Raw genomic sequence first — 12,122 nt, forward strand, 5'->3', positions numbered from 1 at the left:
CACCGGGTCAGACAGCGGCCGCCGCGTCCGCGGCCTGCGCCTTGAGCGCCCGTTCGACACCGGCCCGCGACTCGGTGACCAGCCGGCGCAGGGCCGGCGTCGGCTCCGCGGAGTCCAGCCAGGCGTCCGTGGCGTCCAGCGTCGCCTGCGAGATCTGGAGCGCCGGGTAGAGGCCGACCGCGATCTGCTGCGCCATCTCGTGGCTGCGCGACTCCCAGACGTCCTTCACCGAGGCGAAGTACTTCGCCGCGTACGGGGCGAGCAGTTCCTGCTGGTCGGTCTGGACGAAGCCGCCGATGATCGCGCCCTGCAGGGCGTTCGGCAGCTTGTCCGACTCGACCACGGACGCCCACGCCTCCGCCTTGGCCTCCTCCGTCGGCCGGGCCGCCCGCGCCGTCGCCGCGTGCTGCTCGCCCGCCGAGGTGCGGTCGCGCTCCAGCTCGGCCGCGATCTCGGGTTCGTCCGCCCGGCCGGTGGCCGCCAGCCGCTCCAGCAGCGTCCAGCGCAGCTCGGTGTCGACGGCGAGCCCTTCGACCGTCTCCGTGCCGTCCAGCAGCGCTCGCACCAGGTCGAGCTGGGACTCCGTGCGGGCCGTGGCGGCGAAGGCGCGGGCCCAGGCCAGCTGATGGTCGCTGCCCGGCTCGGCCGCCCGCAGATGCTCCAGGGCCGCCTCGCTCCAGCGCGCCTGGCCCAGCTCGCGCCAGGACGGCGCCGCGTACAGGGCCAGGGCCAGCTTCACCTGCCGGTGCAGCGACTGGACGACGCCGATGTCCGACTCCTTGCCGATCCCGGACAGGACCAGCTCCAGGTAGTCGCGGGTGGCCAGTTCGCCGTCCCGGGTCATGTCCCAGGCCGAGGCCCAGCACAGGGCCCGCGGCAGGGACTCGGTGAAGTCCCCGAGGTGCTGGGTGATCACGGCCAGCGACGCCGGGTCGAGCCGCACCTTGGCGTACGACAGGTCGTCGTCGTTGAGGAGGATCACCGCGGGGCGCTCCTTCCCCGCCAGCTGCGGCACCTCGGTCAGCTCGCCGTCGATGTCCAGTTCGATCCGCTCGGTGCGGACCAGCTTGCCGTCCCGCAGGTCGTAGCAGCCGATGGCGATCCGGTGCGGTCGCAGCGTGCCCAGCGGCGGGCCGGCCTCGCCGGAGACGGACGTCTTGGCGCCCAGCGGCAGCGCCGGGGCCTCCTGCCGCACGGCGAAGGAGGTGATCACCGAGCCGTCGGCCGCGATCTCGGGGCGGAGGACGTTGATGCCCGCGGTCTGCAGCCACGCCTGCGACCAGGCCTTCAGATCGCGGCCGGAGGTCTCCTCCAGCGCGCCCAGCAGGTCGGAGAGCCGGGTGTTGCCCCACTCGTGCCGCTTGAAGTACGTCTGCACGCCGCGGAAGAAGGCGTCCATGCCGACGTAGGCGACGAGCTGCTTGAGCACCGAGGCGCCCTTGGCGTAGGTGATGCCGTCGAAGTTGACCAGGACGTCGTCGAGGTCCCGGATCTCCGCCATGATCGGGTGAGTGGACGGCAGCTGGTCCTGCCGGTACGCCCAGGTCTTCATGGAGTTGGCGAAAGTGGTCCAGGAGTGCGGCCACTTCGAGCCGGGGGCGTGCGCCTGGCAGGCGACGGAGGTGTAGGTGGCGAACGACTCGTTCAGCCAGAGGTCGTTCCACCACTCCATGGTGACGAGATCGCCGAACCACATGTGGGCCAGCTCGTGCAGGATGGTCTCGGCGCGCGTCTCGTACGCCGCGTCGGTCACCTTGGAGCGGAAGACGTACTGGTCGCGGATGGTGACCGCGCCGGCGTTCTCCATCGCGCCCGCGTTGAACTCCGGGACGAACAACTGGTCGTACTTCTCGAACGGGTACGGGTAGTCGAACTTCTCCTGGAACCAGTCGAAGCCCTGCCGGGTGACCTCGAAGATCGCCTCCGCGTCCAGGTGCTCGGCCAGCGAGGGACGGCAGTACAGGCCCAGCGGCACCGAACGGCCCTCGCCCTCCCAGGTGCTGTGCACGCTGTGGTACGGGCCCGCGATCAGCGCCGTGACGTAGGTGGAGAGCGGCGGGGTCGGCGCGAACCGCCAGACACCGTCCGCCGGCTTCTCCGCGCCGTCCGCGAGCGGCGCGCCCGAGATGACCGTCCAGCCCTCCGGCGCCGTCACGGTGAAGGTGAACGCAGCCTTGAGGTCCGGCTGTTCGAAGCAGGCGAAGACCCGCCGGGCGTCCGGCACCTCGAACTGTGTGTAGAGGTAAGCCTGCTGGTCCACCGGGTCGACGAAGCGGTGCAGGCCCTCACCGGTGTTGGTGTACGCGCAGTCGGCGACCACCGTCAGCTCGTTCGGCCCGGCCGCCAGGGACGGCAGCGCGATCCGCGAGTCGGCGAAGACCTCCGCCGGGTCGAGCGCCTCGCCGTTCAGCACCACCTCGCGCACCGCCGGCGCCACCAGGTCGATGAAGGTGGAGGCCCCTTCCTCGGCCGCGTCGAAACGGACCGTGGTGACCGAACGGAAGACGCCCCCCTCCGGCTCCTGCGCGTTGCTCAGGTCCAGCTCGATCTCGTAACCGTGGGTGGTCAGAAGGCGCGCCCGCTGCTGCGCCTCCTCCCGTGTGAGGTTCGTGCCAGGCACGGTAGGCATCTCCCATTCGTCGGACGGAACGGCCATCCTCGCACGGGGCGCCCCCATGATCGCAGCAGGTTTCGCGGAGCCGCCGGGCCCTGTTCTGCCGGGTCCACCCGGTAGCGCATTACGCCGGGGCCCTGAGTGAGCCGGCGAGCGATTTCCGCCAGAAACAGCGAAGCCCCCACCGTGGGTAACCAGGTGAGGGCTGATCGCTACCGCCCAGCCGGAGACCGGGCGTACCGTTCTGAGTGTCTGAGTCAGAACGGAGACCAGTATGCCCGAGACCATTCCTTTGCCCATTGCCGCATCCGGACAGGCGGTGGTGTGAGGTGCTGGAAGAGACGGAGAGCATCGGTCAGCGGATTCGCCGCGCACGCCTCCGCCTGGGACTCACTCAGGCGGACTTGGCCGCAGAGCTGCACTGCTCGCAGGGCTGGGTGTCCCGGCTTGAGAGAGGCCAGCACGAACTGGACCGGACCAGCGTGATCAACGAGGTCGCCAACGCGCTCCACCTGCACCCGAACGACCTGATAGAGCGCCCCTACTCCGGGTCAGCAGCCTCGCACCAGTGGGAGGCGTCGGCCAGGGCGATCCTCCGAGAACTACGCCGCTACGACCTGACGCCGGTCTTCGACGGTACCCCTCCGCCATCCGAGGCGCTGTGGGTGAAGCTGGAGAAGCTGCACAAACTGCGTGACGCCGCGGCGAACACGAAGATCCTCCAGGAACTCCCCGACCTGCTGCGTGAAGCCCGCGCCCTGGTCGAAGTGTCCCAGGGCCGGGAGCAGGAAGAGGCCTTCGCCATCTACGGAATCGGCTGCAAATTCGCGCACACCGCCGCCCATGCCCTGGGTCACCCGGAACTGGTCACGATGGCCTGCGAGCGGGCCGGGTGGGCGGCGCAGCGGTCCGGGGACGAGCTGATGCCGGCCGTCGCCGACTGGATGCGCGTATGGGACATGTGGGCCACCGCTGATTGGGCCGACGCCATCGCCCTGTCGGACAAGGCCCTGCGAGGCATCGAACCCGCGTACGGGCAGGGCGACCCGCTGGCACTGAGAGTGTGGGGCTCGCTGCAGTTGCGCGCTGCCGTCTCCGCCGCCCGGGGCCGTAACCGTGAGGAAGCTGATCACCGGATCGGCCTGGCGCGGGAAGCGGCAAAGCGGGCGGCCGCGCAGGTGCCGAAGCGTGACCGGCACTCGCTGACCTTCTCCCCCGGCAACGTCGGGATCCACAACGTCAACGTGGCATTGGAGGTAGGTGACCACCACGAGGCCCTGGTGCGCCACGAGAAGGTCACGGACACCGCGCTGGCAACGCTGCCCAAGTCCCGGCAGGGCTACTACCGGATGGACTTGGCCCGCGCCTACCTCTGGGGCGGAGACCGGGGGCGGGCCGTGAGTGAACTGGAGAAGGCGGAGAGCACCGCGCCCCAGTTGATCCGGAACCATCCCATCGCGCGCGCGACGCTGCGGCGGATCGTGCACCAGGAGCGGGCCGCGCTCCGCGAGCGGCTGCGCCGCATGTCCGCCCGCTTCCATCTGGACGACTAGAAGAAAATTCGCGGCTCTGAACTGCGGTTATTCCGCGTACTCATATTGGGAACCCCCGGCACGCATACCGTCAGTGACTCACCGATCACTGCTGATGTCGGGGGTTTTCCCGTGCACGCCAGGACATCTGACGAGTCATGCAAGTCGGCCGCAGTCATCGCCGACAGGCCCGGTACACGTCAAGAGGACGCCATAACCGTACGCAGCACCGGGACGGCGGTTTCGGCGCCAGGTCCTCACCGCCTCCCAGCTGGCACACCAAGCCGCGGTGCACACCCCGTTACGCCGGAAACGGCGGGCACCGTACGCCCCGTCCCGGGGACCCTCCCCGGCCGCAATCCCGGCGGCCGGTCCTCGGGAGCGGGGCACCCCGGCCGGCGTGCACTGACGTTGGTTTTCGCCCCCGGCGCGGACGGCGAGCGCCGACTCTGGCCGCGGCGGGCCCGAGTCGTCGCCGTCGAACAGCTCACGCAGTGGGGGACGCCGGACGACCTCCGCGACCGCGTGGAGCTGGTCGTGTCCGAGCTGGTCACCAACGGCGTTTCCCACGGGGAGGGCCGCGTCACCCTGCGCCTGACCACCGGCGGCGCAGGCCTCCGCGTCACCGTGGCCGACGAATCCCCCGTGCTGCCGATCCCGCGCGATGCCGGCCCGGACCAGGAGAGCGGCCGCGGTCTCCTCCTCGTGGCGGGCTGCTCCGATGACTGGGGCGTCGCTCCCGACGGCACCGTATGGGCCTGGTTCGACACCGCGGCGCAGCCGAGGCACGCGGCGCCCGCCGACTGATCAGACTTCCGCGCCCCCGCCTGCGGCCGCGAGCCCGGGTTGGGGCGGGGATCCCAACCATCCCCCGGGGAGGCTTCCGGCTGCCTGGGGCCCGACCACCGACGACCTGGGAGTTGTTCCGTGCTCACCACCGCCCTGTGCCACCACGCACTTGATGGCCAGCCGGCCCAGTTATGGGTACCGCCCGAGGCCGGGTACCAGTTTCTTCCCGCCGGGATCCACTGTGACGCTGTCCGAGCCCTCAGCGATCTTGGTGACCGGGCCCGCCGTCTCCTCGCGGACGAGGGCGAGGAAGAGCCCGCGATCATCCGCGACCACTACACGCATTACCTGTACTGGCTGGTGCCGCCCCGTTGCACCGAGGGCTGGACCCCGATCGACGGCGTGACCGTCTACGGCGGCGGGTGCGACGTGGAAATTCCGCCGCCCGGCCGCACCCACGGTCTCGCCCCTGTCTGGCCGACGTGGCCCTGCGCCCGGCTCCACACCAAGCTGGAGCCGACCCGCGACGTGCTCCGTGAGGTGATCGAGGACACCCGCCAGTCCATTCCCGAGGCCCGCCGCTGATGGACCCACGCCCTGGGCCGGATGCGGCCGTCAACACCCTGTCTCGCCCGGGGCGGGCCCAGCCGGGGCCCCGCTCGTCTCCTCCCCCCGTGGGAGACGGGCCCCTTCCCCTCTCCCCGCCCGCCAACGTGTGGATGCGCGGACCGTGCTGGCTGTACTGCCGCGCGGAGAAGGCACTCGTCATGTGGATCGGCCCGGCCCGCGTGGACGGGCTGATAGCGCCCATGTACGCCTGCGCCCAGTGCATACGGCGTCTGGCCGCCCTGGCGTGGAGAGAGACCGCACGCGCGGACAGTCCCACCGGCGACCCCGCCCCCACGGGCGAGACCGCCCTCGCGCGTTTCCCGTACCGACTGCGCCGGAACCGCCCCCGCCAACGAGGTCGGCACCGCGCCGGCCGCCCGTCCTGAGCACCCCTGGAGCACATGCTGTGACAACCGAAGGAGCGCCCGAAGCGACGGTGAGGACCACCCCGCACCGTCGGCCCCGAGTGCTTCACCAACCCGTCACCCCAGATTGGCAGGACCTGTTCATGGAAGAGACAACGCTGGTCACCGGTGGTGCGGGGTTCATTGGCTCGCACTTCGTCAAGCGGCTGCTGCGCCGCGAGGACGTCGCGCGGGTCACCGTGCTGGACGCACTTACCTACGCCGGGCACATCGAGAACCTGGGCGAAGCTTTTCTGTCCCCGAAGCTGGCCTTCGTCCAGGGCAGCATCCTCGACGCCATCCTGGTCGACGAGCTCGTCCAGCGGCACACCGCAGTGGTGCACTTCGCCGCCGAGTCGCACGTAGACCGCTCCTTCTACGAGGCCGGGAACTTCCTGGCCGCCAACGTGCTGGGCACCCACACCCTGCTGGACGCCGCCGCGCGCTTCGGCGTGGACAAGTTCGTACACGTCTCCACGGACGAGGTGTACGGGCCGCTGGAGACCGGAGCGGCTACGGAGGACTTCCCGCTGCGGCCGACCGTCCCGTACGCGGCATCCAAGGCGGCCAGCGACCTGGTGGCGCTGTCGTACTTCCACACCTACGGCGTGCCCGTCTGCGTGACCCGCTCATCGAACAACTACGGCCCCTGCCAGCACCCAGAGAAGATCATCCCGCTGTTCGTGACCAACCTCCTCAAGAGCAGGCCGCTCACCCTGCACGGCGATGGTCGGCACGTGCGCAACTGGCTCCACGTCGAGGACAACTGCGCCGGGATCGAGCTGGTCCTGCGCGGCGGGACGCCCGGGGAGGCCTACAACATCGGCGGCGGCACGGACCTGACGAACCGGGAGCTGACCGGTCGGATCCTCACCGCGTGCGGCGCCGACTGGGACGCGGTCACCTACGTGCCGGACCGCAGGTCCAATGACATCCGCTACGCGATGGACTGGAGCAAGATTGCCCACGATCTCGGCTACCAGCCGCAGCGCGACTTCGAGACCGGGGTCGCCGAGACCGTGGCCTGGTACCACGCCAACCCCGGCCGGTGGGCGCCGCTGCTGCGCACCCCGGCCGCCCCACAGTCACAGAGCAGCATCACCGCCCCGGCGGGCTGCTGATGACCGCCGCACGGCCGCGGCGCGTCTTGGTCACCGGTGTGGGCGGCGCCGGCGGCTTCGACCTGGCCCGGGCCCTGATGCGGCTGGGCTGCCAGGTCATCGCCGTGGACGCCGACCCGCTCGCGCCCGGGCTGCTCCTGCCCGCCGCCACCGCCGCCACCATGGCACCGGCCGGCACCCCGCACTGGCGCGCCGACCTGCTGCGCCTGTGCCGCAACCTGCAGCCCGACGCGCTGATCTCCACAGTGGAGCGGGAACTGCCCGACCTTCTCGCAGTGCGCGAGCCGTTGAACGAGCTCGGTGTGCGGACCTGGCTGCCGCCCGAGCAGGCGGTGCGGGCATGCGTCGACAAGGCCGCGTTCGCCGCGGTGCTGCGCGAGCACCACCTGCCCACCCCGCACACCTGGCTGCCGCACGAGATCGACCAGGTCCCCGACAAGCTGCCGCTGGTGGTCAAACCCCGCTACGGGCAGGGCGCCCGGGACGTCGCCTTCTGCGGCAGCCGGGCGCAGGCGCGGGTCCTGTGCGAGATCGTGCCCGACCCGCTGATTCAGCAGCGGGTCACCGGCCGGGAGTTCACCGCGGACTGCCTGGTCGACCGGCACGGCCGGGCATCGGTGATCCTGCGGCACCGGCTTCTGGTCAAGGGCGGCCTGGCGGTGGTCTCCCGCACCTTCCACGACGAGGCCACCGCCGCCCTGGTCGCCGCGACACTGGACGCGCTCGGGGCGCAAGGGCTGTGCTGCGCCCAGGGCTTCCTCACCGGCGACCACGCGGTGATGACGGAGGTGAACGCCCGCGTCGCCGGGGGCTTCCCGCTCGCCGAGGCGGCCGGCGCCGACCTCGTCCAGCAGGCCTTGGGCGGCCTGCTCGACCAGCCCGTGAACCACGACCGGCTCACCTACGCCCCCGGGGTCTACCTGACCAAGTACAGCGAGACGCTCGCCGCCGGCCAGCCCGGCGCCGCGGGCGGTGCCCTGCACTTCCCCGTCCCCGTCGAGGAGAGGGACCATCCGCTATGACCATCCCCGCCACACTCCCGGACGCGAGCCGCAACGCCAGCCCGATGCTGTACGGGCCGGAGGCCGACGCGGTCGCCCACGTGCTGCACAGCGGCCAGTACGGGCACACCGAGGTCACCGAGCACTTCGAACACGAGATTGCCCGCTTCCTCGGCGTGCCCGACGCGGTCGCGGTCGCCTCCGGCACGGCCGCGCTGCACATCGCTCTCCTGGCCGCCGGGATCGGCCCGGGCGACGAGGTGATCGTGCCGTCGATGACGTTCTGCGCGACCGTCCAGGCGATCACCGCATGCGGCGCCCATCCCCGCTTCGTCGACGTCGACCCCGCCACGCTGTGCGTCACCGCCGGGCACATGAGGGACGCACTCACCCCGGCCACGCGCGCGGTCGTGCCCGTGCTTTACGGCGGCCGCACCGTCAATCTGTCCGGCATCCACACCGAGCTCGCCGGGCGTGGCATCCAGGTCGTCCAGGACGCCGCGCACGCCTTCGGCTCCCGCGCCGGCGCCGGGCGGGTCGGCGCGGACCAGCGGGCCACCACGTGTTTCAGCTTCGGCCCGATCAAAAACCTCACCTGCGGCCAGGGCGGCATGATCATTCCGCGCACCCCGGAAGAAGCCGAGACAGCCCGTACCCTGCGCATGCTCGGGGTGGCCCAGACGGCGGCCGAGCGCGCCGCCGCCACCTCCTACACTGTGGCCGGCTTCGGCCTGCGCTACCAGATGCCCGCGATCAACGCGGCGATCGGGCGGGTCCAGCTCGCCCACTTCGCCACCGCGGAAAGTGTCCGCAAGAAACTGTGGGCCGCCTACCAGGCCGCCCTGGCGGGCCTGGACGGCGTCACCCTGGTGGACGTGGACGCTGAACAGTGCGTGCCGTCCCTGTGCGTGGTCCGCGTCCCGGCCCGCGACCGCGTTTTCGCGTTCCTGCGCGCCCGGGGCGTCGGCGTCGGGGTGCACTACCCGCCCAACCACCTGCAGCCCGCCTTCGCACGCTGGCACCGCGACCTTCCCGTGACCGAGGCGCTCGGCGGCCAGATCCTCACCCTGCCCTTCCACCCGCACCTCACCGAGCAGCACGTGCGGCACGTCGCCGCGCTGCTCGGGCAGGCCCTCGCCGCCGGGGGACGGCCGTGACCGGCCCCGGCACCGCCCGGCCGAGGCGGATTCTGGCGGTCTGCCTGGGCAATCACTGCCGGTCCCCGCTCGCTGCCGCCGTCCTGGCCCGCCTTGGTGGTAGCGCGGTCGAGGCGCGTTCGGCCGGCATCCGCGACAAGTGGGCGGGCCGGCCCGCCCACCCCGCGATGATCGCGGCGGCGGCCGCACGCGGCTACGACCTCACCGGCCACCGCGGCGTCCACCTGAGCCCCGACATGCTGGACTGGGCGGACGTGGTCCTGGCGATGGACCACGCCAACCACGCGTCGCTGCACCAACTCGCCGACCTTCGCGCCTTCCGCAAGGTGGCGCTCTACCTCGGCAACCGCGACGTCCCCGACCCCTTCGGGCAGGATGAGGCGGCGTTCGCCGCCTGCGCAGGGATCATCGAGGCCGGGGCCGCACGGCACCTTCCCTGAGCGCTACGCGGCGGCTTCCAGGACGACGTCCACCAGCCGCTCGGCCGCGTCCGGACAGCCATGCGCCCGCGCAGCCCGGGCCATGGCCGTCCGCTCCGCCCGGTTGGCGAGCAGCGGTCCGAGCGCGCCCTGCAGGCCCTGCGCGCTCACCTCACCGAGCAGGGCGACCGCGGCCCCGGCCTCAGCCAAGTGCCGGGCGTTGTGCGCCTGCTCGCCGCCCGCGGAGGACGCCAGCGGGATCAGGACAGCGGCCTTGCCCAGCGCCGTCAACTCCGCCAGGGTGCCCGCGCCGCTGCGGGAGACCACCACGTCCGCCAGCGCGAGCACGTCCGGCAACTCCGACCCGACGAACCCGGCCAGCAGGTACCGGGCCGCCAACTCTTCGGGGAGGCCGGCGGCGGCCTCGCGCAGCGGCTCCACGTTGGCCGGCCCGCACTGGTGGATCACATTCGCCTGCGTCAGCAGCCACGGCAGTACGCCGCCGACCACTCCGTTGATCTGCTGGGAGCCCTGCGCGCCGCCGGTGACGTAGACGGTCGGCAGCGCGCGGTCGAATCCGTGCAGCCCCAGGGTCTCAACCGCTTTGTCGGGCTGCCCGGCCAGCACTTCGGGCCGCACCGGGTTGCCTGTGACCACCGCAGCGGAGCGGGCAGGCTCCGGCAGGAGCGCCAGCGTCGACTCCGAGGAGACGGCGAACCGGGTCGCGGCCCGGGCAAGCGCCCGGTTGGCCAGGCCCAGCCGGACCGTCTGCTCGTGGACCACCAGCGGACGCCGGCACATCTTTGCCGCCAAGCCCAGCGGCACGGCGACGTAGCCGCCGGTGGCCAGCACCACGTCCGGGCGGAATTCGGAGACAATCGCGCGGGCTTGGGCGACGCCCAGCGGCACCCGGCCCATGTCCTTCATGTTCGCCGGCGAGACGAGCTTGAGCGGGTTGCTGGAGCGGCGCACCTTACCGGTGGCCACCGCCCGGAACTCGATCCCCTCACTCACCGCGACACGCTCCTCCAGACCGCCGGCCGTGCCCACCCACAGCACTTCCAACGCCCTTCCGCCGGCCGCCAGCCTCGCCCGCAGGCTCCGGACCGCGGTCAGCGCGGGATAGGTGTGACCACCCGTCCCGCCGCCGGTGACGATCAGCCGGAACGGCCGCCCCGCGCTGAGCGGAGGGTTGACGTCACTGCTCACGAACAAGCTCCCGCTTCTCGAACGCCCTCGGCGCGGCGCCGAGGTGAGGTGCCGTGCGATGTGAGTCACAGTAGCCGCCCCCGCCCGGCTCCGGTGCGTTTCACTACTTCGCCGCCAAAGGACCGGTCCCGGCCCGAAAGGGACCGGGACCGGCCCAGCAGGGGTCACCCGCCGGGATCAGCTCGCCGGGATCAGCCCGCCTGGGCGACGACCAGTTCGGCGATCTGCACGGCGTTGAGCGCCGCGCCCTTGCGCAGGTTGTCGCTGGAGCAGAAGAGCGCCAGCCCGTGCTCCACCGTCTCGTCCGCCCGGATGCGGCCGACGAAGGTCGGGTCCTGGCCGGCGGCCTGCAGCGGGGTGGGGACGTCCGACAGGGTCACGCCCGGGGCGCCCGCGAGGAGCTCCTTGGCGCGCTCGGGGCTGATCGGGCGTTCGAAGCGGGCGTTGATCTGGAGCGAGTGGCCGGTGAAGACGGGGACCCGGACACAGGTGCCGGAGACCTTCAGCCCGGGGATCTCCAGGATCTTCCGGCTCTCGTTGCGGAGCTTCTGCTCCTCGTCGGTCTCGGAGGACCCGTCGTCCACGACCGATCCGGCCATCGGCAGCACGTTGAACGCGATCGGCCGCACGTACTTCTGCGGCTCGGGGAACTTCACGGCCGATCCGTCGTGGGTCAGCGCCGTCGCCGACCCCGCCGCCTCGCGGATCTGCTCGTCCAGCTCCTGGACCCCGCCCAGCCCGCTGCCGGACACCGCCTGGTACGTCGAGACGACCAGGGACGCCAGCCCGGCCTCGGCGTGCAGCGGGCGCAGCACGGGCATGGCCGCCATGGTGGTGCAGTTCGGGTTGGCGATGATCCCCTTGGGGCGCCGCATGGCGGCGTGCGGGTTGACCTCGGCGACGACCAGCGGGACATCGGGGTCCAGCCGCCAGGCCGAGGAGTTGTCGATCACCACGGGGCCGGCGGAGGCGACCTTCTCGGCCAGGGCGCGCGAGGTGGCGCCGCCCGCGGAGAAGAGCACCACGTCCAGGCCGGAGTAGTCGGCCGTGGTCGCGTCCTCGACGGTGATCTGCTCGCCCTGCCAGTCCAGGGTCTTCCCGGCCGAGCGGGCCGATGCGAAGAGCCGCAGCCGTTCCACCGGGAACGAGCGTTCGGCCAGCATCTTCCGCATCACGCCGCCGACCTGTCCGGTGGCTCCGACGATTCCGATCCTCATGGGACGCCTTCCTCTGTTGCCTGGTGCCGTACTGCCGACGGGGCGGGTGC

11 protein-coding genes are annotated in these 12,122 nt (G+C 71.7%); 8 read left to right on the forward strand and 3 right to left on the reverse strand.

Translation table 11 applies throughout. The features are described from left to right. Positions 1 to 7: 7 nt before the first annotated feature. A complete protein-coding gene (pepN, locus tag IF83_RS0126650; RefSeq protein ID WP_030548432.1) occupies positions 8 to 2,620 on the reverse strand; it encodes an aminopeptidase N in 2,613 nt (870 codons plus the stop codon). A gap of 323 nt (positions 2,621 to 2,943) precedes the next feature. Between pepN and IF83_RS0126655 the strand changes: the two genes are divergently transcribed. The 8 genes from IF83_RS0126655 to IF83_RS0126685 all read left to right on the forward strand — a co-directional run bounded on the left by IF83_RS0126655 (position 2,944) and on the right by IF83_RS0126685 (position 9,667). After that, positions 2,944 to 4,167 carry a helix-turn-helix domain-containing protein gene (locus IF83_RS0126655; RefSeq protein ID WP_030548434.1) on the forward strand — a complete coding sequence of 408 codons (1,224 nt, stop codon included), beginning with the start codon at positions 2,944 to 2,946 and terminating at the stop codon, positions 4,165 to 4,167. Positions 4,168 to 4,557: 390 nt separating this feature from the next. Next, positions 4,558 to 4,953 (forward strand): ATP-binding protein, encoded by a 396-nt coding sequence (locus IF83_RS33895; protein WP_051723447.1) that lies wholly within the window; start codon positions 4,558 to 4,560, stop codon positions 4,951 to 4,953. 120 nt (positions 4,954 to 5,073) lie between these two features. Beyond that, positions 5,074 to 5,520, forward strand: coding sequence for a hypothetical protein (locus tag IF83_RS31395; RefSeq protein WP_051723448.1), 447 nt, complete (start codon positions 5,074 to 5,076; stop codon positions 5,518 to 5,520). An 89-nt stretch (positions 5,521 to 5,609) separates the two neighbouring features. Further along, on the forward strand, positions 5,610 to 5,930 hold the full coding sequence (locus tag IF83_RS32585; protein ID WP_158711111.1) for a hypothetical protein: 321 nt from the start codon (positions 5,610 to 5,612) through the stop codon (positions 5,928 to 5,930). A 122-nt stretch (positions 5,931 to 6,052) separates the two neighbouring features. Then, entirely contained in the window at positions 6,053 to 7,069 is a 1,017-nt protein-coding gene (gene rfbB, locus IF83_RS0126670; RefSeq protein ID WP_030548440.1) for a dTDP-glucose 4,6-dehydratase, read from the forward strand. Next, complete coding sequence (locus IF83_RS0126675; RefSeq protein WP_078843906.1) at positions 7,069 to 8,091, forward strand: ATP-grasp domain-containing protein; 1,023 nt, start codon at positions 7,069 to 7,071, stop codon at positions 8,089 to 8,091. The genes rfbB and IF83_RS0126675 overlap by 1 nt, the downstream gene beginning before the upstream one ends. Continuing rightward, positions 8,088 to 9,227: a DegT/DnrJ/EryC1/StrS family aminotransferase gene (locus IF83_RS0126680; protein WP_030548444.1), complete on the forward strand. Its 1,140-nt coding sequence runs from the start codon at positions 8,088 to 8,090 to the stop codon at positions 9,225 to 9,227. The genes IF83_RS0126675 and IF83_RS0126680 overlap by 4 nt, the downstream gene beginning before the upstream one ends. Continuing rightward, the gene (locus tag IF83_RS0126685; RefSeq protein WP_030548445.1) at positions 9,224 to 9,667 is read left to right on the forward strand and encodes an arsenate reductase/protein-tyrosine-phosphatase family protein; all 444 of its coding nucleotides are present in this window, start codon (positions 9,224 to 9,226) and stop codon (positions 9,665 to 9,667) included. The genes IF83_RS0126680 and IF83_RS0126685 overlap by 4 nt, the downstream gene beginning before the upstream one ends. A 3-nt stretch (positions 9,668 to 9,670) precedes the next feature. Here the strand turns inward: IF83_RS0126685 and IF83_RS0126690 are convergent, their stop codons facing one another. Both IF83_RS0126690 and IF83_RS0126695 read right to left on the reverse strand, forming a co-directional pair. Next, the gene (locus IF83_RS0126690) at positions 9,671 to 10,855 is read right to left on the reverse strand and encodes a UDP-N-acetylglucosamine--N-acetylmuramyl-(pentapeptide) pyrophosphoryl-undecaprenol N-acetylglucosamine transferase (protein ID WP_051723449.1); all 1,185 of its coding nucleotides are present in this window, start codon (positions 10,853 to 10,855) and stop codon (positions 9,671 to 9,673) included. A 191-nt stretch (positions 10,856 to 11,046) separates the two neighbouring features. Next, the gene (locus IF83_RS0126695) at positions 11,047 to 12,072 is read right to left on the reverse strand and encodes an aspartate-semialdehyde dehydrogenase (protein ID WP_030548448.1); all 1,026 of its coding nucleotides are present in this window, start codon (positions 12,070 to 12,072) and stop codon (positions 11,047 to 11,049) included. Positions 12,073 to 12,122 lie beyond the last annotated feature (50 nt).

Origin of the sequence: Streptomyces albus subsp. albus (assembly GCF_000719865.1) — a bacterium.
GTDB classification, from domain to species: Bacteria; Actinomycetota; Actinomycetes; order Streptomycetales; family Streptomycetaceae; genus Streptomyces; species Streptomyces albus_E.

Bases quoted from the DNA above. Each gene is read 5' to 3' on its own strand.
- rfbB (WP_030548440.1), top strand. From the start codon at position 6,053: ATGGAAGAGACAACGCTGGTCACCGGTGGTGCGGGGTTCATTGGCTCG.
- IF83_RS0126675 (WP_078843906.1), top strand. From the start codon at position 7,069: ATGACCGCCGCACGGCCGCGGCGCGTCTTGGTCACCGGTGTGGGCGGC.
- IF83_RS0126680 (WP_030548444.1), top strand. From the start codon at position 8,088: ATGACCATCCCCGCCACACTCCCGGACGCGAGCCGCAACGCCAGCCCG.
- IF83_RS0126695 (WP_030548448.1), bottom strand. From the start codon at position 12,072: ATGAGGATCGGAATCGTCGGAGCCACCGGACAGGTCGGCGGCGTGATG.